Origin of the sequence: Chryseobacterium luquanense (assembly GCF_026460945.1) — a bacterium.
Taxonomy (GTDB): domain Bacteria; phylum Bacteroidota; class Bacteroidia; order Flavobacteriales; family Weeksellaceae; genus Chryseobacterium; species Chryseobacterium luquanense.
Genome location: NZ_JAOVZV010000008.1, coordinates 91,769 through 114,415 on the forward strand (window position 1 = coordinate 91,769; position 22,647 = coordinate 114,415).

General features: G+C 31.0%; 22 protein-coding genes, 1 pseudogene and 1 riboswitch. Of the genes and pseudogenes, 9 read left to right on the forward strand and 14 right to left on the reverse strand.

Going from position 1 to position 22,647, the window contains the following annotated elements; all coding sequences use genetic code 11:
- The 6 genes from OEA66_RS08615 to OEA66_RS08640 form a co-directional block, all read right to left on the reverse strand.
- A complete protein-coding gene (locus tag OEA66_RS08615) occupies window positions 1-462 on the reverse strand; it encodes an SRPBCC family protein (RefSeq protein WP_267280987.1) in 462 nt (153 codons plus the stop codon).
- A 36-nt stretch (window positions 463-498) separates the two neighbouring features.
- Complete coding sequence (locus OEA66_RS08620; protein ID WP_267280988.1) at window positions 499-1,335, reverse strand: phytoene/squalene synthase family protein; 837 nt, start codon at window positions 1,333-1,335, stop codon at window positions 499-501.
- 8 nt (window positions 1,336-1,343) lie between these two features.
- Window positions 1,344-2,810 carry a bifunctional phytoene desaturase/3,4-desaturase gene (crtID, locus tag OEA66_RS08625; RefSeq protein ID WP_267280989.1) on the reverse strand — a complete coding sequence of 489 codons (1,467 nt, stop codon included), beginning with the start codon at window positions 2,808-2,810 and terminating at the stop codon, window positions 1,344-1,346.
- 2 nt (window positions 2,811-2,812) lie between these two features.
- Window positions 2,813-3,484 (reverse strand): MarR family winged helix-turn-helix transcriptional regulator, encoded by a 672-nt coding sequence (locus OEA66_RS08630; protein ID WP_267280990.1) that lies wholly within the window; start codon window positions 3,482-3,484, stop codon window positions 2,813-2,815.
- Between the two features lie 150 nt (window positions 3,485-3,634).
- A complete protein-coding gene (locus OEA66_RS08635) occupies window positions 3,635-4,993 on the reverse strand; it encodes a T9SS type A sorting domain-containing protein (protein WP_267280991.1) in 1,359 nt (452 codons plus the stop codon).
- Window positions 4,994-5,256: 263 nt separating this feature from the next.
- Entirely contained in the window at window positions 5,257-6,675 is a 1,419-nt protein-coding gene (locus tag OEA66_RS08640) for a helix-turn-helix transcriptional regulator (protein WP_267280992.1), read from the reverse strand.
- Window positions 6,676-6,960: 285 nt separating this feature from the next.
- Here OEA66_RS08640 and OEA66_RS08645 point away from each other — a divergent pair, with 285 nt between their 5' ends.
- Window positions 6,961-8,766, forward strand: a complete 1,806-nt coding sequence (locus tag OEA66_RS08645; RefSeq protein WP_267280993.1) for a hypothetical protein — start codon at window positions 6,961-6,963, stop codon at window positions 8,764-8,766.
- Between the two features lie 48 nt (window positions 8,767-8,814).
- Here OEA66_RS08645 and OEA66_RS08650 read toward each other — a convergent pair whose 3' ends face one another.
- On the reverse strand, window positions 8,815-10,122 hold the full coding sequence (locus OEA66_RS08650; RefSeq protein WP_267280994.1) for a voltage-gated chloride channel family protein: 1,308 nt from the start codon (window positions 10,120-10,122) through the stop codon (window positions 8,815-8,817).
- A gap of 28 nt (window positions 10,123-10,150) precedes the next feature.
- A riboswitch (Fluoride riboswitch) is annotated at window positions 10,151-10,216 on the reverse strand.
- A 178-nt stretch (window positions 10,217-10,394) separates the two neighbouring features.
- On the opposite strand from OEA66_RS08650, the gene OEA66_RS08655 reads away from it, so the two are divergent.
- On the forward strand, window positions 10,395-11,339 hold the full coding sequence (locus OEA66_RS08655) for an aldo/keto reductase (RefSeq protein ID WP_267280995.1): 945 nt from the start codon (window positions 10,395-10,397) through the stop codon (window positions 11,337-11,339).
- Between the two features lie 63 nt (window positions 11,340-11,402).
- On the opposite strand, the gene OEA66_RS08660 is transcribed toward OEA66_RS08655, so the two are convergent.
- The 3 genes and pseudogenes from OEA66_RS08660 to OEA66_RS08670 all read right to left on the reverse strand — a co-directional run.
- A complete protein-coding gene (locus tag OEA66_RS08660) occupies window positions 11,403-11,585 on the reverse strand; it encodes a hypothetical protein (RefSeq protein ID WP_267280996.1) in 183 nt (60 codons plus the stop codon).
- A 24-nt stretch (window positions 11,586-11,609) separates the two neighbouring features.
- On the reverse strand, window positions 11,610-11,768 hold the full coding sequence (locus tag OEA66_RS08665) for a hypothetical protein (RefSeq protein WP_267280997.1): 159 nt from the start codon (window positions 11,766-11,768) through the stop codon (window positions 11,610-11,612).
- Between the two features lie 57 nt (window positions 11,769-11,825).
- A pseudogene (locus tag OEA66_RS08670) lies at window positions 11,826-11,930 on the reverse strand (MBL fold metallo-hydrolase); the annotation flags it as partial.
- Between the two features lie 803 nt (window positions 11,931-12,733).
- On the opposite strand from OEA66_RS08670, the gene OEA66_RS08675 reads away from it, so the two are divergent.
- From OEA66_RS08675 to OEA66_RS08695, 6 genes are all read left to right on the forward strand, one after another.
- The gene (locus OEA66_RS08675) at window positions 12,734-13,357 is read left to right on the forward strand and encodes a TetR/AcrR family transcriptional regulator (protein ID WP_267280998.1); all 624 of its coding nucleotides are present in this window, start codon (window positions 12,734-12,736) and stop codon (window positions 13,355-13,357) included.
- 89 nt (window positions 13,358-13,446) lie between these two features.
- Complete coding sequence (gene dnaX, locus OEA66_RS08680) at window positions 13,447-14,532, forward strand: DNA polymerase III subunit gamma/tau (RefSeq protein WP_267266254.1); 1,086 nt, start codon at window positions 13,447-13,449, stop codon at window positions 14,530-14,532.
- A gap of 332 nt (window positions 14,533-14,864) precedes the next feature.
- The gene (locus OEA66_RS20575) at window positions 14,865-15,152 is read left to right on the forward strand and encodes a DUF8439 domain-containing protein (RefSeq protein ID WP_511165684.1); all 288 of its coding nucleotides are present in this window, start codon (window positions 14,865-14,867) and stop codon (window positions 15,150-15,152) included.
- A 351-nt stretch (window positions 15,153-15,503) separates the two neighbouring features.
- Window positions 15,504-16,583, forward strand: a complete 1,080-nt coding sequence (locus OEA66_RS08685) for a chorismate mutase (protein WP_267280999.1) — start codon at window positions 15,504-15,506, stop codon at window positions 16,581-16,583.
- A gap of 95 nt (window positions 16,584-16,678) precedes the next feature.
- Window positions 16,679-17,605: a ribosome small subunit-dependent GTPase A gene (gene rsgA, locus OEA66_RS08690; protein WP_267281000.1), complete on the forward strand. Its 927-nt coding sequence runs from the start codon at window positions 16,679-16,681 to the stop codon at window positions 17,603-17,605.
- A 324-nt stretch (window positions 17,606-17,929) separates the two neighbouring features.
- The gene (locus OEA66_RS08695; protein ID WP_267266300.1) at window positions 17,930-18,349 is read left to right on the forward strand and encodes a nucleoside-diphosphate kinase; all 420 of its coding nucleotides are present in this window, start codon (window positions 17,930-17,932) and stop codon (window positions 18,347-18,349) included.
- A gap of 461 nt (window positions 18,350-18,810) precedes the next feature.
- Here OEA66_RS08695 and rpe read toward each other — a convergent pair whose 3' ends face one another.
- Window positions 18,811-19,461: a ribulose-phosphate 3-epimerase gene (rpe, locus tag OEA66_RS08700; RefSeq protein ID WP_267281001.1), complete on the reverse strand. Its 651-nt coding sequence runs from the start codon at window positions 19,459-19,461 to the stop codon at window positions 18,811-18,813.
- 82 nt (window positions 19,462-19,543) lie between these two features.
- Complete coding sequence (gene chrP / locus OEA66_RS08705) at window positions 19,544-20,620, reverse strand: chryseobasin maturation metalloprotease ChrP (protein ID WP_267281002.1); 1,077 nt, start codon at window positions 20,618-20,620, stop codon at window positions 19,544-19,546.
- 52 nt (window positions 20,621-20,672) lie between these two features.
- Here chrP and OEA66_RS08710 point away from each other — a divergent pair, with 52 nt between their 5' ends.
- Window positions 20,673-21,380 carry a DUF4294 domain-containing protein gene (locus OEA66_RS08710; RefSeq protein WP_267281003.1) on the forward strand — a complete coding sequence of 236 codons (708 nt, stop codon included), beginning with the start codon at window positions 20,673-20,675 and terminating at the stop codon, window positions 21,378-21,380.
- 21 nt (window positions 21,381-21,401) lie between these two features.
- On the opposite strand, the gene OEA66_RS08715 is transcribed toward OEA66_RS08710, so the two are convergent.
- Both OEA66_RS08715 and mnmC2 read right to left on the reverse strand, forming a co-directional pair.
- The gene (locus OEA66_RS08715; protein ID WP_267281004.1) at window positions 21,402-21,818 is read right to left on the reverse strand and encodes an NUDIX hydrolase; all 417 of its coding nucleotides are present in this window, start codon (window positions 21,816-21,818) and stop codon (window positions 21,402-21,404) included.
- Between the two features lie 137 nt (window positions 21,819-21,955).
- On the reverse strand, window positions 21,956-22,630 hold the full coding sequence (gene mnmC2, locus OEA66_RS08720; RefSeq protein ID WP_267281240.1) for a tRNA (5-methylaminomethyl-2-thiouridine)(34)-methyltransferase MnmC2: 675 nt from the start codon (window positions 22,628-22,630) through the stop codon (window positions 21,956-21,958).
- Between the last annotated feature and the right edge of the window lie 17 nt (window positions 22,631-22,647).

The window sequence follows — 22,647 nt, forward strand, 5'->3', positions numbered from 1 at the left end:
CTAATTTTTATTAAAAGTTTCTTCCAAAATTTTAAATCGATAATCGAAAATATGCTCTAGTTTTTGCTTAATCATTATACTATGCGCAATTTCTCCTAAAAAACCAAATGGCAATTCGTAACTAATCGTGTCCTTCATCAAAACTCCACTGTCATTTGGAATAAACTCATGAAAATGGTTCCAAAGTTTAAAAGGGCCTTTTCTCTGAAAATCGGTAAAGCTGCTTTGATTTTTGACTTGAGTAATCTCAGTTTGCCAATTTAATTTAATTCCAAAAAGTGGCGAAACATAATAATCAATCAACATTCCTTCATAGATTTCATCATCTGAAAGTTTGGTTCTTACAACAAAATTCATGTCTTTTGGAGTAATCTCTGAAAGATTATTGGCTGATGAAAAGAATTTCCATGCTGTTTCTAAATCACAGTTCAGTTGTTGCTGACGTTCAAATTGATGAATCATAATTTTATTTATGTTAATATTTAGGTTTTTGAAAATTTACAGAAATGACATTTTATATTGTACATAACTGCTCATCATGAGAGAAAATTTCTTGCCATTTGAAATTCTTATTCTCTGATTAATTATTTTATTGGCTGAAGTTCTTTTTATTTTTCTAAAAAGTGAAATATAATATCGGTAAGCAAGATAAACGCCAAATCTTGAAGAGTTTGGAAGTTTTTTTATTCCTTCCAAAGCTTCTTTAAATTCAGCATAAATTTCTTGTTCAATCTGAGCTTTTACCACATTATCGAAATATGAAATATCAACATTTGGAAAATAAGTCCTTCCCAAAATTTGATAATCATCTTTCATATCACGTAGAAAATTGACTTTTTGGAAAGCTGAACCTAGCTTCATCGCAGTAGGTTTTAATCTTTCATACATTTCTTTATTTCCATCAACAAAAATGTGAAGACACATTAAGCCAACAACTTCTGCAGAACCGAGAATATATTCTTTATATAGATCTGAATTATAGTCTATTTTCTGCAAATCCATTTCCATGCTTTTAAGAAATTGATAAATTAATTGCACATCAATTTCGTAATGATGAATGGTCTCCTGAAAAGCCTGTAAAATAGGATTCAACGAAATTTTCTCTTCCAAAGCCTGATTGGTTTGCTCACGAAATCGCATCAAAAGGGTAGTACGGTCAAAATCATGAAAGCTGTCGACGATTTCATCTGCCAATCTTACATAGCCGTAAATGGCGTAAATAGAATTTCTTATTTTAGGGGAAAGCGCCAAAATTCCCAAAGAAAAACTTGTGCTGTACTGTTTTGTGGTCTGTTTACTGATCTTATAAGAAAGTTCATCGAAAAGTTTTTTCATATCTTGAGTTATTTGGTGGCTTCTTTTGCTGCTATTTTTCCGGAAATAATTGATGGCGGAACTCCTGGTCCCGGAACCGTTAGTTGTCCTGTGTAAAAGAGATTTTTTACCTTTTTATTTCTCAGTGAAGGCTTCAGAACTGCAGTCTGGCTCAGCGTATTTGCCAAACCATACGCATTTCCCTGATAGGCATTATAATCTTTTTTGAAATCATTGATGCAATAGCTCTTTTTATAATCTATTTTTAATAAAAGATCTGATGATTTGGTATGTTTTTCCAGTCTCAGTATCATTTCTAAGAAATATTTTTCCCGTGTTTCTTCGTTATCTTCAATTCCTGTTGCTATAGGCATTAAAAGGAATACATTCTCGCAATTTTCAGGAGCTACATTTTTATCTGTTTTTGACGGACAACAAGCATAAAATAATGGTTTTGTAGGCCATTTTTTATCTTCGTAAATTTCTGAGGTATGCAATTCCAAATCGTTTTCAAAAAACAAAGTGTGATGTTTTAAATTTGGAATTTTTTCTTTAAATCCTAAATAATAAATCAGACATGAAGGTGCAAAAGTTTTCTTTTTCCAGTAGTCTTCGCTGTAATTTTTATATTCTTTTTGAATTAAATTTTCCTCAGTGTGGTGATAATCGGATGAAGCAATTACGGTGTCAAATTCAATTTCCGTTCCGTTAACTACTATTGATTCTGCTTTTCCATTTTTAATTTTAATTTCTTCAACATTTGAATTTAAATGAAATTTTACCCCTTGTTCTTCAGCGATTTCAGACATCGCTTCAATTACTTTGTAAAAACCTCCCATTGGATACCAGGTTCCTAATTTATAACCGCCATAATTCATTAAACTATATAAAGCAGGAATATCCTTTGGAGCAGCTCCCAGAAAAATTACCGGAAATTCCATTAACATTATTAATTTCGGGTTTGTAAAATATTTTCTTACAAAACGATGGAAATTAGATAATAAATCTAATTTTAAAGCACTTTTTGCAATTTTAGGAGAAACAAATTCAAACCAGGAATGACACGGTTTTGTGACGAAATCTTTCATCCCAACTTCATATTTATACTGCGCATCATCCATGAATTCATCTAATTTTTTGGCAGCTCCTTTTTCAATATTTTCGAATAGATCACGCATTTCAGAATAATCTTGGGGAACAGCCATAACTCCATCAGAAAAAACCATCTCAAATTGTGGATCTAATGAAATCAATTCATAATAATCTGAAGAAGTTTTCCAGAAATCATTGAAAAAATCTTCAATAATATCAGGCATCCAATACCAACTTGGGCCCATGTCAAAAACATAATTGTTATCCGTTTTAAATTGTCTCGCTCTTCCCCCGAGACTGTTGTTTTTTTCAAAAATATGAACTTCATGACCTTCTTTCGCTGCATAAGCTGCAGCAGATAATCCTGAAAATCCTGAACCGATAACTGCTATTTTTTTAATCATAATTAATTATCATTAAATGAATTTTCTTTGAAGACTGTATCTATTAAATTTATGCTTTCAATATTTCTGCCAAAAATGGGATTATGGAAATGATCGAGCTTATTTAATAGTTCTATTAATGTGTATTTTTCGTCTTCGCTTAGATTTCCACTTACAATTTTTGAAGCATTTCTAATATTTTTCATCTGTTTTTCAAGTACATCAATTCCTTTTTGAGTAATGCTGATTACTTTTGTTCTTTTATCTGTCTTAGAATCAACCTGTTTTACCCAAGCATTTTTGATGAGACGATTGATGATAAGATTTCCTACAGGTTTATCCTGAATGTTTTTTTTGATAAGCTCTGTTTTAGTCATTTCCCCGAAAGATTTTAGATTAATTAAATAAATAAATTCTTCCTGGGTGGAAAATTCAGAACCCACAATTGCCGACTTGGAGTAAGTTTTTGCATATCGGTTTAAATGAACGAGTAGTGTACTAATCACACTTTCCGGACTTCTTCCATTTTCTTTCCCCTCCCAAACAATATTTCTTGCTGAAGGTTTTATATTGTTTTGCTGATTTTGGATCCATTTTTTAAATCCTTCAATATCAGAAATATATTGAGAATTTTTATTCTCAGAATCGAATTGTTCTAAGAGCTGAATAGCATCTTTTACCAATGTGTAATTCATATCTAAACTATTTAATAGTATACAAATATAATTTATTTATTTTTAATAATATATTTATAAACTATTTTAATGTTCAAATAAAAAATAAGACTTTGAAAAAATCAAAGCCTTACTCTTCTAAATTTAATTTCTATGTACGATTTATTTCTTCTAATTTTTAATCACTTTTTTCGTGATTTGTTTTCCGTTTTCAAGATTGATTTTCACAAAGTAAACCCCTTTAGGATAAGATGTTAAATCAACTTGCTGATTGTCTGATTTTGCACTCAAAACTTGTCCGACAGTATTGGTAATTTCCACGGATTTTACTTTTGAATCTCCTTTGATATTTACAATTCCTTTAGTTGGGTTAGGGTAAATATTAAGTTCATTTTTCTCTATATCGTTTACAGATAAAGAGCCAAGTGAGAACTTTTTAATCTTAATTCCGGTTTGAGAATAGGTAAGAACCAAAGAATTTGTTGCTGCATCAAATTGTAAATCATTGTAAGTTGCCGTTCCATCAGATACAAAATCACCACCTAAAGTTACCCAGGTATTTGTAGTAGAATTATATTCGTATACTGTATTTTTACCGCTATTTATAGCCCATCCACTTGCTACAGTATATAATTTTCCGGCAGGAGTTACTGCAATTGATACGTTATAGAGATCATTTGAAATTCCAAAATCAGCGTTCCCAACTTGTACCCAGTTTGTTCCATTAAATTTTTTCACATTCAATTTCCTGTTATTGGATGAAGGTGAAGAATAAACAACATATAATGTATTATCTGAGCCAATTGCAATGTCTGAAGTTGCATTTGTTCCTTCTGTGAATGTCGTTCCAACATTTGTACCGCCAACTAATGTCCATGCATCTGTTGCTGAAGCTGTTTGACTGTTTTCATAAACTTTTACACCAGAGACATTGTGAGTAACGTAAACTTTTCCATTCGTTCCTATTACCATCTCTGCATTATAAGGAACTCCACCTGCAATACTCGCTGCTCCAACCTGTTCCCAAGCTCCATTTACAAACCGCTGAACTGTTCCCGAACCATAAGAACCGTATGCAAACAAAACATTTGTAGGTGAAACTGCCGAAGCCTGATAATTTGTCGTAGATGTAGAAACACTTGGTAAAGAAGACCATGCAGATCCTTCAAATTTGCGTGCTTCGAAACCTGTCCCCTGATTTGTATAATATAAAATACTTCCAGATGGATTGATAGCTAAAGAACTGTATGTTGCTGCTCCTGTCGTTATTCCTGCGCTTCCTCCAAGATGCGACCAAGAAGTTCCGTTAAATTTTTGAACGGATCCCTTGCTAACCGAAAGATCGTAATAAGAAACATAATAGTTTCCCTGTGCATCAATTATAAGATTATTAAAACTTCCCGTTCCTGCAGAAATATTTGCAGAAGAACCAACATTTTCCCATTGCTGAGCATTGACGGAAATTACATTTGCCAATATTCCTAAAGTTGTAAGAACTTTTGCAAAATTAAAATTGGAGATTTTTACCATAAATATTTGTTTTAATCAAGTTTAGATTTTACAAATTGGTCTGAAAAGCAGTTCAGATTTTAAGCCAATTGTTATCAGTTTATCTGTCGGCAAATATATTATGTGTAAAATTACTTTGGAAGTGTTTTTATGAAATGTTTGTTAAATTACATACTCATTACATACTTTTTTAGGGTATTGTGATTATTTTTGGATATTTTTAGAAGATAATTCAAAAATTGATAATAGTGAAAAAGTGTAAAATTAGCTAGGATTTAAAATAATTATATTTGATCGATCCAATAATAGATGTCAACATTTTGTGGAATGTCTAATTTTTTTCTGATTCTGTATTTTTTATTCTGAACCGTTCTGGTTTCTATGAAACTGATCTTTGCAATTTCCTTGGTTGTCAATTTCATTTTTAAAAGAGCACAAAATTCGATCTCCGACTGTTGCAGATCTGAACTTTTTGCTAATAGTTTTTTAGAAAAATCTGGATAAACATTTTCAAAAGCAAATATAAATGCAGGATCTCTTTTTTCTAAAAGTTCCATCAAATCATGATAGGCTTCGCTGAGATTGAAGTCGGGTTTTGCTTCAGATTCGGTTGCTGTATTTTTATTCTTTCTTTTGTAAGTGAAAAAAGCAGTAGTGCCGATTGCTGCTAAAACAGGAATAACCCAATACCATAAAGGATTTTGAGAGTTTTCCTGTTCTTTTTTATCTTTATTAATAACTTCCTGTAAAGAATTGTATTTGCTTTTTAAAGCTTTTAATTCATATTGCTCAATCTTAGTTCCATAAAAATTTGCGCTGTCTTTCACATTGAGAATTTCGTAAATTTCTTTGAGTGAATGATAAATCTGATTGGCATTAATCTCTGTTCCATCTTTGTTGCTGATATAAAGTGCTTTATGGAAATTTTTTAATGAACTTTCATAATTTTTTTTATCCTTATAAACTTTTCCAATCACAGAATAGTTGTCAATCATCGATTTGTCATCAGCAACATCACCAGGTTTTATCAGAATCGATTTTTTTGCATAGTGATAAGCAGAATCTATGTTGTACTGACTATAAATATTAGCCAAATTTGCATAATTTAAATACTGGAAATTATCACGTTCATATTTGTCTTTAAGTTGTTTTCCGCTTTCAATTTCTTCATAAATTTTTTTAGCAGCTTCTTTTGGTTGATTTTTATCTAGATAAATATTCGCAAAACTATTGAGGACATTTGATTTTGCATAAAATATTTTCTCACTATTCGAATCTCCTTTTTGAAGAATTTTGTAAGCAGAATTCAAATAGGCAATGGCTTTATCTGGAAATTTATTGATAGAATAAGTCTCAGCAATATAGATATTAGACATTGCTTCAAAATAAATATCTTTATATAAATGAGATTTTTTCTGAAGATTTTCACTCGTAATAATCAGACTGTCCATCATATTTTTACTGTAGAAATATCGGCATTTTCTGTCGAGAAGTTTCATTTCAGAAATAGAATCTTTTAGAATAACAGATTGTTTCAAAAGACCATTTAATTCACTGTAAGCCTTATCAATATTGGTTTTATAGAGTTTAGAATTATTTGTAATCCTGATTTTCAATTCTTTGGCGGTCAGTTTTTGCTGGGCTGCTGCCAAAAAACTAAAAAATAAGGTAAATAAAAGAAGTGTTTTTCTAAACTCAAACATTATAAATAGATAAATATTTATGAAATTAAAAACGTAAATTTAACAAATAAAGATTTAAAAAACTACCAAATTGATATGATTTTTAATAATAAATTTATAAAAATGCAATAATATCTGTAAATATTTGGTTTAGCGAACTGTACAGTAATAGATTTGAATTTAAGTATTATTTATTGCATAATTTGATGTAAATATTTACTTTTGTAGAGAGTTTAAAAAACTCACAGGTTTTCAGATCATTATCACTTTCATAGAAATATGAGAGAAAATTTTATTGTTAAAATAATGATTAATAAACCCTTACACAGCTTTCACATTCCCGTTATGGGATTATCTTACACAATAGACAGCCCGATTCGTGTCGCACAATACGGAATTTCCTCAGTCATATCGATTATTGACGATGAAATTGTAGAAAAAATGAAAAATTTCTACAGCAAAAAGTTCAATCTCAACTATTTTGGAATTTCAACAAAAACCGAAGATTACAGAGCGAAGAGAATTACAGATTATCTTGATATGATGGATGATATTGTAACTGAAAAATTTGAATCTTTCAAAGAAGAACTTTCTAAAAATACCGATGCTCTCAAAAACTTCATGACGATGCTTCCCAATACATCTGAATTGAAAAGTGGTTTTCAGAATATTCTAAATCAAGGAGATTTTTTAGCTTTAAATATGAAAAATTTCCTTGAAAAGAATCTCGTTCCCGGAAGTATTGATGTGAATATCATGACCAAAGTAGATAAAGACAATTATAAAAAAAACGAACAGCTTCCGGTAATTTATAATGATGCACATGCTTCTTTGCGTGGTTTTGCTCAAAGTAAAATTTCGTCATCAATGGTACTTTCCGCTGGAATGAATCCTCGATTATACAGTTATATCGAAGAATTTGATGATTTTTTCCCGGATTCTAATAACTTTATTAAAAAGAAAATCATTCTTAAAGTCAGTGATTTCCGTTCTGCGATGATTCAGGGAAATTTTTTGGCTAAAAAGGGACTCTGGGTTTCAGAATATAGAATTGAATCTGGTTTAAATTGCGGTGGTCACGCTTTTGCTACAGAAGGTTTGTTGCTTGGTCCTATTATGGAAGAATTTAAGACAAAGAAAAACGAATTAATTTTTTCTGCACATTCGTTGATGATTAAAGCTTTAGAACAAAAAGGAAAAAATATTCCAAAAGAGCCTTTAGAAATGAAAATTACCGTTCAAGGTGGAGTAGGAACTTCTGAAGAACACAATTTTCTTTTAGAAAATTATAAGGTTGACAGCGTTGGTTGGGGTTCGCCATTTTTATTGGTTCCTGAAGCGACTTCAGTGGATTCTGAAACCCGAAATCTTTTAGCAAAATCAAAGCAAAATGATTTTTACCTGAGTAATATTTCCCCTTTGGGAGTTCCGTTTAATACAGTAAAAGGAACATCAAACGAAATTATAAAAAATCAAAAACAAGCTAGAAATAAATATGGAAGTTCTTGTCCGAAAAAATTACTGGCATTAAGTAAAGAATATTCACCACAGGGAATTTGTACGGCATCAAAAAAATATCAAGACATTAAACTAAATGAACTTGAAGATTTAAAAAATGAGTTAAACGAAAAGCAATTTCAATCTAAAAAAAATGCAATTACCGAAAAAGCTTGCCTTTGTGTAGGTTTAGTAAATTCGGCATATCTAGAAAACGGCATTGAAATCAAAGGTGAAAAGCAAGGTGTTGTGATTTGTCCGGGACCGAATCTGGCGTATTTCGATAAAGAATTATCGCTTTCAGAAATGGTTGGTCATATTTATGGAAATAGGAATGTGCTTTCAGAAATTGATCGGCCCAATATGTTTATTAATGAACTAAAAATGTATGTTGACCATTTACAAAAAGAAATTTTAAATTTTTCAGGAGATGTAGTTAATTCTCAAATCAAAAAATGGAATACTTTTAAATCAAATCTTTTTGAAGGAATCAATTATTATGAAGAACTTTTTAAATCTTCAACTTACTTTAAAAGTCATATAAATAGAATTCATACTGAACTTGAATATTATAAAACAGAATTAGAGAAGATTAAAATCCCTAAATTGAATTAATTTCTGATACCCTGCGATAATTTCAAAGGGTATTTTTTTAGATATAAATCAAAGTTCGCTCAACTTCTTACCAATATCTTTTAAAAATCTATTGTTTTTAGGTTCACCAATAATCTGACTTTTATAAGTACTATTTGAGCCTGAAAATAAATATGAAACAATACATGCAATGGCCACATAAACACCGCATTCATTTCCAAATAACTCAATCGCCATAATACTACACGCAATCGGAGTATTAGTCGCTCCTGCAAAAACTGCTACAAAACCCATACCCGCCAAAAGTGCAATAGGCAAAGGAATGAAATAACCTAAAGCATTTCCTAGAGTTGCACCAATAAAAAATAACGGAGTAACTTCTCCACCTTTAAAACCAGCAGCCAAAGTCATCATTGTAAAAATCATTTTTAATGCAAAATCATAAGCAGGAAGTTGCTGTTCGAAAGAATCAACAATTGTAGGAATTCCTAAACCGATGTATTTTGCTGTTCCAATTAACCAAACCAAAACTGCGATTATAATTCCGCCAATGAATGGTCGAAGTGGAGGATAATTAATTTTAGATTTAAAAATACCTCCGATTTTATGAATGGTTGTACTGAAAATAGCTGCACAAATCCCAAAGAAAATTCCGGCGATGACGGTATAAAGAATATTTAAAAATGAAATTTCGGGAATAAAATTAATCTTGTACTGAGTATGGTGCGTATTCCATAATTTTGTAATTAAATCTGCAATTACAGCTGCAGAAATTGCCGGGAATAGAGCGTTATATTTTAATCTGCCAACAACAAAAACTTCCAACCCGAAAATTGCTCCCGCTAAAGGCGTTCCGAAAACCGAACCGAATCCTGCTGCAATTGCAGAAATAATTAAAATTTTTCTATCGTCTGTTGATAATTTTAATGGTTTTGAAAATTGATCAGCAATTGCTCCTGCCATTTGTAAAGCAGTTCCTTCACGACCAGCTGAACCTCCGAAAAAATGAGTAATCATAGTTCCTAAATAGACAAAAGGCGCCATTTTTAAAGGAATAGTTTTTTGAGGATTGTGAATAGTTTCAATCAATAAATTATTCCCACTTTCAACGTCTTTTCCAAAGTAATGATAGAGTAATCCAACTAAGAATCCGCCCAAAGGTAAAAAAGCAATCAGCCAAAGATGATTTTCTCTGAATTGCGTTGCCCATTCTAAAGTCTGAAGAAAAAATGCAGAAGCACTTCCTATTAAAATTCCAATTATGAAAGTGATAAAAAGCCATTTCAGCACAAAAAGTGCAGAAGGATATTTTCTGAAAAATAATTTAATTAAAATAATTAGAATTTTAAAAACTGATTTTTTGTTATTTCTAAACATAATTTCCTGATTAAATGGTAAAACATTCAATTAATCAGGCGCCATCAGCTTTTCAAGGCGGTTGGGTAAGGAAGACACCATTTCCTTTTTCGAAAGGACAAATTTACAATAAAATATAATTTCTCAGATAATTTAATTATAATTTTCAGTTCTAAATTAATTCAATCGAAATTTTCTATAGCAGAAATCTTTATTAAAACTAGAGTGTGAAAGGATTTTTTAAGGTTGTTTCATAAATTAGCAATACTATTAAAATTTAATACAATCTATTTATGGAAAGAAGAAAAATAAAAAATACTGATCTTTTAGTAGCACCAATTAATTTTGGTGGAAATGTTTTTGGGTGGACTTTAGATGAGAAGCAGTCTTTTGATATTTTAGATCGGTTTACAGCAGGAGGTTTTAATTTTATTGATACAGCCGATACTTATTCTTGGTGGGTAAATGGAAAGGGTGGTCAGTCTGAAGAAATCATTGGGAAATGGATGAAGCAGAGAAACAACCGAAACGATTTTGTTATTGCCACAAAAGTGGGTTCGGAAACAAAAGAGCATGGTTTTGATATTAGTAAAAAACATATTTTAAAGTCGGTTGACGAATCTCTTACTAGGCTTCAAACCGATCATATTGATCTTTATTATACCCATTTTGATGATAACAAAACTCCGGTTGAAGAAACCTTAGAAGCATATGATGAAATTATTAAAGCCGGAAAAGTTCGTTACATTGCCGCTTCAAACATTTCACCGGAAAGGTTAAAAGAATCTTTTGAAGTTGCAGAAAAAAATAATCTTCCAAAATACGTTGCTTTACAACCGCACTACAATTTATTGGAAAGAGAAAAGTTTGAAACTCAATATGCTGATTTGGTTAAAGAATATGATTTGAGTGTTTTTACCTATTGGTCATTGGCGGCAGGTTTCCTTACCGGAAAATATCGTAACGAAGATGATTTAAATAAAAGCGCAAGAGGAGAGGGGGTGAGAAAATATCTAGATGAAAAAGGTTTGAATGTTTTAAAAGCTTTGGATGAAATCAGTGTGAAACATCAAACGAGTCAGGCTTCGATTGCATTAGCTTGGCTTTTAGCAAATCCTTTAGTGACGGCTCCCATTGTAAGTGCCACAAGTGAATATCAATTAAAGACATTGTTTGCTGCTCCGGAATTAAACTTAAGTTCAGAAGATATTGAACTTTTGAATACAGTAAGTAGATAATTAAATAAGTTTAAAATTGAAACCTCCTGTAATTGATTTTCAGGAGGTTTACTGATAAGTACTTTAAAATTGTAAAATGTTTTTATCTAAATCTTGATAAAGTAAAATTTTCCAATGATTTTCTGTCGCTTCTTTCTGCCATTTGATGCGTAATTGCATTGCTTTTTTATCATCATAATCACTTTTGTAGGCAACATGATATTTCAAATAAGATTCCACCAACAATTTCAAAATAGATTTCTTCATTTATATTTCCCTGATCTTCATTCATCAAACAATATTTTGTTGTTGAATTAATGATTCTAAAACTTCAAAATCAAAAGAAGGATTTCCGCAACTTTCGAAAGCAAAATCGAGTTCTCTGTTTTGAATATACATTTTAGCATTTGGAAACGTAGGTTTAAAACCGTTATCTGTTTTCAACAACATTCCGTTGATGTGATCTTTATGTAAATGAGACAGAACGATTTTAGTTATTTGGTCAGGATGAATATTTTCTATCTCGAGAATTTCAGTGATAACTAATTTTCCGGCTTTAGTTTTCCAACCAAAACTGGCACTGATAAGAATGTAATCATTTTTTGTAATAATTAAAAAGGCTGTGTCGACATTTTTATTCCTCTCGCTTCAGGATTTTCTTTCAGAATTTTGAATTTTTTTAATTTGCCAGCAATAAAATTGTCTTCTTTTAAAGGAATGATTTTCATTTTTAATTAGTCAGTCTCCAAATAATATTTTTGGTAGCAATATTCGGAGTTGCAAAGGTAGAATTGATAGTGTTTTTGTTTAAAAAAAGTCTTTTAATCTTATGATTATTTAAATGAAAAAAATAAAAAAATTAAAGATAAAAAAAGAATTTTCCAATGAAAATCAACATTGGCACTAAAAGTGCAACAGAAGGGTGAAGCTTCCCAAAGAAACACTAATTATTTTCTTGAAATTTATTATTTGATATTCAAAAAAAACGTAATTTTAATTAAGGATAGTGAATTATTTTATTTAGTGAGAAATTTAATCATAAATGATTTGTTTTACATTATATCATTGTAATCAATTGTTATTTTATAAAGAAATTTCACTTCTGTAAAGTTTAATAGAGAATATTAAATTTTACTTCATTTTTTATTAATCTTAGATGTAGTATTTTTGCACTTTTTATTTTAAGAAAAAATACACTGACAAGGAAATAAATTTAGGTTTTTCTACACTTAGTGAAACCGGATGAGAAAAAAAATCGTAAATAAGAAATATATGTTCCACAATTCTCACTAAAGAGATGTATATTTGTGAATGTGAAGTTCTATTAAGTCTTTTGTAAACAGTAGGTTACAGGCGATTTAGAATTTTTAAATATTATTGAAAAGTTGCTTATAGCAAAAATTAAATAGAAAACGATGCCTAGAAAAGTTGTACAAGGTCCTATTAGGGACAAAGAAAAAACAAAACAAAAACTACTCAATGCAGTAGGAAAGATTTTGAAAACCAAAGGATATTCCGGATTAATGGTAAGTAAAATTGCTGCAGTTGCAGGGTTTGACAAAAAATTAATTTATGAATATTTTGGAAGTACTGATAAGCTTATTGATGAGTATATCAGATCGCAGGATTACTGGAGTAAATTTGAAGCAGGTGATGATGTAGACTTATCAGACGGAGGAAAAGAATTGTCTAAAATGGCAATTGTAAACCAGTTTGAAAGTTTAAAGAAAAACAAAGAACTTCAAAAAATCCTTGTTTGGGAAATGTCAGAAAGCAGACCTATTCTGAAGAAAATTTTAGATCAGAGAGAAGAAGTAGGAGAAGTATTATTCAAAAATATTACAGATCCTCATTTCGGAGACAAGTCTGAGGAATATAGAGCTATTACAGCACTTCTAATTGCCGGTTCTTATCATTTGAATTTATATACAGGTCATAACGGAAGTACGTTTTGCGGTATCGATATGAAAAGTGAAGAAGGAAGGAAGAAGATTGAAAAAGCTATTGTAGATATTATCGACTTCGCTTACAATAAATAATAATCTATTGCCCAAACCTTAGCAATATTTTACATGAAATTTGAAGATTTTAATTTTTAAATTAAAACTATATTTCTTACTTTTGGGCAATGGAAAATTTTATCGTATCTGCAAGAAAGTACCGTCCGCAACAGTTTGATACTGTTGTTGGGCAATCTCATATTACAGATACGCTGGAACATGCTATTGAAGAAAATCAATTGGCACAGGCGCTGTTGTTTTGCGGACCTCGTGGTGTCGGCAAAACGACTTGTGCCAGAATTTTAGCAAGAAAAATCAACGAAAAAGATGGTTCTGTCTCAGAAGATGGTTTTGCTTACAATATTTATGAGCTGGATGCGGCGTCTAATAACTCTGTTGACGATATTCGTGAGTTGATTGATCAGGTGCGCTTTGCACCACAAGTTGGCCAGTATAAAGTCTATATTATTGATGAGGTTCACATGTTGTCTTCTGCTGCGTTTAATGCCTTTCTTAAAACTTTGGAAGAGCCACCTGCTCATGCAATCTTTATCTTAGCAACCACTGAAAAGCATAAAATTATCCCTACAATTTTATCGCGTTGTCAGATTTATGATTTTAAAAGAATTACAATTCTTGATATTCAGAATCATTTAAGAGGAATTGCAGAAAAAGAAAATGTAAAGTATGAAGATGATGCTTTGTATCTGATTGCACAAAAAGCAGATGGTGCGTTGAGAGATGCACTTTCTATTTTTGACAGACTTTCTACCTTTTCTCAGAAAAATATTACGCTTGCTAAGGCTGCTGAAGTCTTAAATATTTTAGACTACGATCAATATCTGAAAATTGTTGATTTAGCTAAAGAAAATAAAATTCCTGAAGTACTTTCTGCTTTTAATGAAATTGTAAAAAAAGGTTTTGATCCACATTTATTTATAGCGGGATTGGGAAATCATTTCCGTGATTTGATGATGGCTCAAAATCCGTCAACCATGGATTTGATTGAAGTGGGAGAGCAGACCAAAGTTAAATTTACAGAACAGGGACAAAAATGGAGTCCGCAACATTTAATTGACGGAATCGAAATCTGTAATCATGCAGATATTAATTATAAAAATTCAAAAAATCCTAGACTTACCGTTGAAATTGCGTTAATGCAATTGTCTTCTCTTTCTGCCGGTGGCGAATTAGCTAAAAAAAAAAGTTTATAATATTAGCTCCATTTCTGGATGAGAAACAGGAAGTAAAATTACCAACTCAAATTCAGGAGAAAAAAAGTGAAGAAATAAAAGTTCAAACTAAAGTTGCTGAACCTGAAAAAACATCACAACCTGTTACTAAAGCTTCCAAGCCTTTATCTAAACCCAATATTTCTTCGGGTTTCAGTATCAATTCATTCTTAAATCAAGAAGAGAAAACTGAAGAAAAAGAAAATACTACTGTTGTCAACTCCGAAAATCTGCCGGAACATCATTTTACAGATACCGATATTCAGACAGAATGGACTGTACTTTTAAAACAGCTTCGAACCAAAGACCCGGTAATTTTTAATGCAATAAAAGCTTTTAAGCTCATTAAAATTGACGAAAAAATCATTGAGATTTCTTATCCGTCAGATTCTGCTAAAATAGAATTTGATAAAATCAGTATTGAATTTTTTAATCATTTTAAACATAAAGTACATAATCATTCTATCGAGTTTCAGTTTAAAAAAGATCATGAAAATCTAAAAATTGAAGTGATGACTAAGAAGAAAATTTTTGAAAAATTTATTGAAATGAATCCTCTTTTAAAAGATTTAGATGATTTAATGAGGTTTGATTTGTCATAAATTTATATATTTGCTTAATATTTACAAAAACAAAGATAAAATACAGTATAAAATTGGAACATTCCAAACTTCCATATACTCCTGATTTTACTCAAACAATCAGTTTTGCACCTGCTTATTTCTTAAGCAGTTATCTTTCTTTTGCTACATTTTATTATAGAAATTTTAGAAGTTATTATCGATTTTATTGGTATAGCTAATTCAATTTCTTTCTTAAAAACTATAAGGAACTCTGTGTTAAGATTCCTGATTTCATAACAATTTTTGAACTACATTTTTTTGAAAGAATTATAAAGTAACTTTATAATACATATACTATTGCGCTTAATTTAAAATAAAATTTACAACAATATGAACTTAAGAGATTTGGAAAACAGCTGGATAAAAGATTTTCACCAGCCTCTCATTATCGCTGGACCATGCAGTGCGGAAAGTGAACAACAAATGCTGGAAACAGCAAAAAGAATTAAAAATACCAATGCGCAGGTTCCTATTTTCCGTGCAGGAATTTGGAAACCAAGAACAAAACCGAATGGCTTTGAGGGAGTTGGAGTAATTGGTTTAAATTGGCTAAAAAAAGTAAAGGAAGAATATGGTTTTAAAACCGCTACAGAAGTTGCTAATGCGCATCACGTTGATGCAGCTTTAAAAGCTGATGTTGATATTTTATGGATTGGAGCACGTTCTACAGTAAATCCTTTCACCGTTCAGGAAATTGCGGAAGCTTTAAAAGGAACTGAAAAAATAGTTTTGGTTAAAAATCCTGTAAATCCGGATTTAGCATTGTGGATTGGTGCTTTGGAAAGACTTTTAGGGCAGGATATTAAAAATTTAGGAGCTATTCACAGAGGTTTTTCAACATACCAGAAAACGAAATACAGAAATAATCCGAATTGGCAGATTGCTTTAGATTTTAAAAGTCAGTTTCCAAATATTCCGATTTTAATCGATCCTTCACACATTTGCGGAAATCGTACGGGATTGGCAGATATTACGCAAGAAGCTTTGAATGTGGGTTACCAAGGTGCGATTATTGAATCTCACTGTAATCCTGATGAAGCTTGGAGTGATGCTTCCCAACAAATTACACCGGAAGTTTTGGGTGAAATGATTTCAAATTTGAAAGTCAGAAATTCAGGATTAGCTGGTTTTGATCACGAAATGGGAAGACATAGAACTTTGATTTCCGATTTGGATTTTCAGTTGATTGAATTACTTTCTCAAAGAATGAAAATTTCATCAAAAATTGGAAAACTGAAAAAAGAAAATGATATTGCGATTTTTCAACCGGATCGTTGGAAAGTTATTACAGAATATGCTATTCAAAAAGCTTCTGAGACAGGAATGTCGCAAGATTTTATTGAAAAGGTTTTTAAAGCGATTCACGAAGAATCAATTGAGGTTCAAAATAGTATTATGATTAACAGATAAGCTGGTTTTGGAAAAGTAGTAGGATTTAGAATTTGTTTCAGACTTAAACTAAATCCTATTACCTAAACCTAATTCCTTATATTTGCAATCTATATATGAAAGGAAAAATCATTAAATCTACAGGAAGTTGGTATCAGGTTTTGGAAACAGAAACCGGAAAAATTTTTGAAGCGAGAATTCGTGGGAAATTTAAACTGATAAAAACCAGACTTACAAATCCTTTAGCCGTTGGTGATTTTGTAGAATTTCAGTTGGAGCAGGATGATGTTGCATGGATTACGAAAATTGAGCCCCGCAAAAATTATCTTATCCGAAAATCTGTAAACCTTTCAAAAGAAGCGCATATTATTGCTTCGAATATTGATTTGGCTTGTTTTATTTTTACTTTAAAACATCCCGAAACTTCTCTCGGTTTTCTAGACCGTTTTTTAGCTTGTTGTGAAGCTTACAATATTACTCCATTGATTTTATTCAATAAAATGGATGTTCTTTCTGAAGAAGAATCTGAAATTGTAAAAGATATTGAATTTCTTTACAATGAAATCGGGTACGAAACTTTGGAAATTTCTTCTTATTCAAAATTAAATCTTGATGATCTGGTTGAGCTTCTCAAAGATAAAACTTCTGTATTTTTTGGTCATTCCGGTTGTGGTAAATCAACTTTGGTCAATGCAATGCAGCCAAATCTGAATTTAAGAACTTCGGAGATTTCTGATACTCATTTAAAAGGGAAGCATACAACTACTTTTGCACAAATGCATTTTTGGGATTTTGGAGGAAATGTTATAGATACTCCTGGAGTTCGAGAATTTGCGATGATTGATATTGAAAAGGAAGAAGTACAGCATTATTTTCCTGAAATTTTTAAAAAGAAGGAACAATGCAAGTATCATAATTGTATGCATATAAATGAGCCAAAATGTGCCGTTTTAGAATCTTTAGAAACTGGCGAAATTCAATCTTCAAGATATTCCACTTATATTAAATTGATGGAAGAGGCGGAAGAGAATACTCACAGATAAGTAATTTTCTTACATTTTTTAAGCTAAACTTATTTCTTTGTTTTATTTTGAAGCAAAAAGAGTATTTATACTCATATTTGGAATTATAAAATTGTGAATTATATAATTTAAATGCTAATTATTAGCAATAAAAAACCCAGCCGAAGCTGGGTAAAAACTAATAACCATGAAAACTCAAATTAAACATGAGAATCGAATTAATAGTTACAATTACTGTGCCAAGAAATTACTCTCAATTCTTAATAAAAGTTATTTTATGTTAAAATTAATTTAAAATTTATTTTAGATATTTTTTGTAATTTTGTGCCATTAAAAAAATATTCAATTATGTCAAACATTACATTCACAATGATTAAGCCAGATGCAGTTGCTGACGGTCACATTGGTGCTATTTTAGGAAAAATTTCAGAAGGTGGTTTTAAGATCAAGGCTTTAAAATTAACTCAGCTTACTGTTGCAGATGCAAAAAAATTCTATGAAGTGCATGCTGAAAGACCTTTTTACGGAGAATTGGTTGATTTTATGAGTTCAGGTCCTATTGTAGCTGCAGTTTTAGAAAAAGACAATGCGGTTGAAGATTTCAGAACTTTAATCGGAGCTACAAATCCTGCTGAAGCGGCTGAAGGAACTATCAGAAAAATGTTTGCTAGAAGCATTGGAGAGAATGCAGTGCACGGTTCTGACTCTAACGAAAATGCTTTAATTGAAGCTCAGTTTCATTTTTCAGGGAGAGAGATTTTTTAAATAAATCTATATAAAAAAAATCCGGAAATTTTTCCGGATTTTTTTTTGTTCTAATAATTTGATAGTCAAATATCTGCCATTTAGTCTTGATTTGTAAATAAGGTATTTCGCATTGATTACTATATTGTTTAGATTCAAATTAATTAATATTTTTAAAATTCAATTATTTGCAATTGATCATTCAGTTATGTTTGAAGAAAAATTAGAATAAATGCTTATGAATTAAAATTCCGTGTTTTTACGGATAGGATGATGTGTCATATTTTTTCATCTTTACATCAAATAAAAACAGAGAATCAGATTCCTAGGCATCGAATCTAAAAAGAAAACTAATGACCATAATAATTAAATTATCTCTTTGTAAGAGAAGAAAGACAGTTGATTCAACTGTCTTTTTGTTTTATTGAATAAGGCTATTTCAAATTTCATGAAATAGCCCTTTTTATATTTGAATTTTTAATTTAAACCTTTAAAAGTTCAATAGTTCTTTCAGGGTTTTCTGTTGAAAAAACGGCATTTCCGGCAACCAATACATCTGCTCCAGCTTCAAATAATTTAGATGCATTATCTAAATTTACTCCGCCATCAATTTCAATTAGAGCTGTAGAATTATTACTTAAAATAAGATCTTTAGTCTCAGCGATTTTCTTGTAAGTATTTTCGATGAATTTCTGACCTCCAAATCCTGGATTTACACTCATTAATAAAACCAAATCAACATCTGCAATAATATCTTCAAGCAATAATACAGGTGTTGAAGGATTTAAAACAACTCCAGCTTTTACACCTTTGCTTTGAATATGATGAATTGTTCTGTGAATATGCGTACAGGCTTCATAGTGTATAGAGATTAAATCTGCTCCATGACTGATAAATTCATCAACATATTTTTCTGGCTCCACAATCATTAAATGTACATCAACAAATTTTTTTGCATGTTGTTGTACGGTTTTCATCACAGGAAACCCGAAAGAAATATTCGGAACAAATCTGCCGTCCATCACATCGATGTGTAACCAATCTGCCTGAGAATTATTAAGCATTTCGATATCTCTCTGCAGGTTCCCAAAGTCTGCGGATAAAAGGGAAGGAGCAATAAGTTTCGTTCTCATTTTTACTTATATTTAGATTTTAGAGGTAGAAAATAAGAGCTAGACTGGAACTAACTTTTAATATCTAATTCTAACTTCTTTCTTAATGATATTTCAATTTCATTTCTGGTGTAATCTTCAAAAGTGTTTCGTAAATCAATTGAATTACGTTTCCAACATCTTCTTTAGATACCATTTCCACTGTTGTATGCATGTATCGCAAAGGTAAGGAAATCAACGCACTTGGAACTCCACCATTTGAATGTGCGAAAGCATCTGTATCTGTTCCTGTTGCGCGACTTGCTGCAGCTCTTTGAAAAGGAATCTTTTTAGTTTTTGCAGTGTCAATAATCAATTCTCTGATGGTATGATGTACACTGGGAGCAAAAAATACAACTGGGCCGTCTCCACATTTTTGATCGCCTTCCTTTTTCTTTTCAATCATTGGAGTCGTCGTATCATGGGTAACATCTGTAACGATTGCGATATTTGGTTTAATTGTATCTGCGATCATATCTGCGCCGTACAAACCAACTTCTTCCTGAACTGAATTGGTAATGTATAAACCAAAAGGAATCTGTTTTTTGTTTTCCTTTAAAAGTCTCGCAACTTCAGCAATCATAAATCCACCAATTCTGTTATCTAAAGCCCTGCAAACAAAATAACGATTGTTCATTTCGAAAAATTCATCTGGATAAGTAATCATGCATCCTACGAAAATTCCTAAATCTTCAACTTCTTGTTTTGAAGTTGCACCACAATCGATGAAAATATTATCAATTTTTGGAGTTGGTTCGTTCTGATTTGCGCTTCTTGTGTGAATTGCAGGCCATCCAAAAACTCCTTTTACAATTCCTTTTTCTCCATGAATACTTACAACTTTCGAAGGCGCAATAGTTTGATCTGAACCTCCGTTTCTGATAACATAAATTAGACCATCGTCGGTAATATAATTTACATACCAGGAAATTTCATCAGCATGAGCTTCAATGACTACTTTGAATTCTGCTTCAGGATTGATAATTCCGTAACAAGTTCCGTAATGATCGACTTCAACTTTATCTACATACGGAGTGATATAATCCATCCATATTTTTTGACCTTCATGTTCGTAACCAGTTGGTGACGAAGTATTTAAATATTTCTCTAAAAATTTCAAAGATTTCTTCTCAAATTTCATATAAAAGGAATGATTTTTGTTATCAAATTTTGTTATAATACGTGTAAAAATAATGAAATTTCATAAAATTGCCTGCCTTTTTCTGTTCTTTTTTGGTCTTACTGTTTTTGGGCAGCAGAGAGATTCTATTATTGCAAGATCTCTGGCGCAGTATCCGCAAGATCAATTACAGACTGATGAATTTGGAAATAAATTCTATTATGATGAAAGACAAAAGGCCAAAATCTACGAGATTAATGGTGAAACGGTAGTTGTCATGGATGAATTGGTTCTTCTAAATAAACCAAAATTCAACAATCAGCTTGATAAAAACTATTACTTTTTTTTAAATAAAAAATTATATCGAGTTTATCCTTTGTTTTTAACGGCATTGCAGCAATATAGAGATATTCAAGGAGAAATGAATAATCTTGACACGGCAGCAAAGCGAAAATATGTAAAAGACAGACAAAATATGTTAGCTGATCAATATGAAAAGCAATTAAGGGATTTAACGACAACTGAAGGTCAGGTTTTTGCTAAATTATTGAACAGAGCAACCGGAAAAAACGTTTTCGAAATCATTAAAGAATTACGTGGAGGATGGAGTGCTTTTTGGTGGAACGTAAAGGGTAAAATGGCAGATATTGATTTGAAAGACAGGTATAATCCTCATAAAAATAGAACCGATGAGTTCTTAGAATCACTTCTTCAATCCAATTGGAATTCCGGTTATTTGCAACCTTATCCAGGAGCAAAAGATTTTAAAGTATCAAAATAATAAAAAAATTCCTGTAAATATTTACAGGAATTTTTCTTTCAGTTTATCGAAAACAATTTTATCAATAGGTAGTATAAACGGATTTTCAGAAGTATCTATCGGAATCCAATCTATTTTTTCAATACAAGGATCGAGAATGATAAAATCTTCTTCGTTGGTAATATTTACCATATAATATATAGTAAGCAATTGCTCGTTAGATTTAAACCTTGAAACCAAAAAATCTTCCTGAGTATAAAGATGTTCTACAATTTCTATATGTACATTCAGTTCTTCCTCAAATTCACGTTTCAAACAATCTGTTAATCCTTCACCATATTCCAATCCGCCACCTGGGAATTTCATCAAGGGTTCACCTGCATATTCTTCAAAAAGCGTTAGAACTTTTTTATCTTTTACAACACAGGCGTAAACTCTTACATTAATATTGTCAATCATAAATAATAATTTGCTTAGCTAAAATAAGGAAAAATGTTTTAAGTCAGAAGTTATTAATTATGAGTTATAAGTTTTAAAAAAGCTATAATTATTAAAACCACTACATTTATATAGCTAACAAATTCATAATTAATAACTCAAAACTTTATAGCGTTAATCATTTCTCTCTTTCCGGGAGGTCCCTGTTTTTTTTCAACTTTAAAATTAAGCTCTTCTAAAATTCTTCTTACACTTCCTTTTGATGAATAGGTTGTTAACAATCCATTTACATTCATTTTGTCGGAAACCATTTCAAATAAAGGCTTTTCCCAAAGATCAGGTTGAACTCTCGCTCCGAAACAATCATAATAAACTAAGTTAATCTTCGGTAAGTCAATGTTTTTTAGATCAAAAAAGTCACATTGAATCTTATGTAGGTTAAAACCTTTAGTAATTTCAACCGATTTTTCCCAATCCGATTGATGAATTTTTTGATAAATATTTTTTAATTCAGAGTTATCAAACAGTTCGAAATACGCTAAATTTTCTATTTCAGACTCTTTTATTGGATATTTTTCGAGGGTGAAATAGTTGATGACATGATTTTTGTCAGTTTTTAAATATTCATTAATTGTTACTAAAACATTCAAACCTGTTCCAAAACCGAGTTCTAAAATGTTAATTTCGCAATCATTTATTAAAATAAGTCCATTTTTAATAAACACGTGTTCTGCTTCTTGAAGTGCTCCGTGATGAGAATGGTAATTTTCATTTAATTCACTGATAAACAAAGTTTTACTACCGTCATTGGTTGTCTTAATCTCTCTTTCCAAAGTAATTTTTTTCAAAT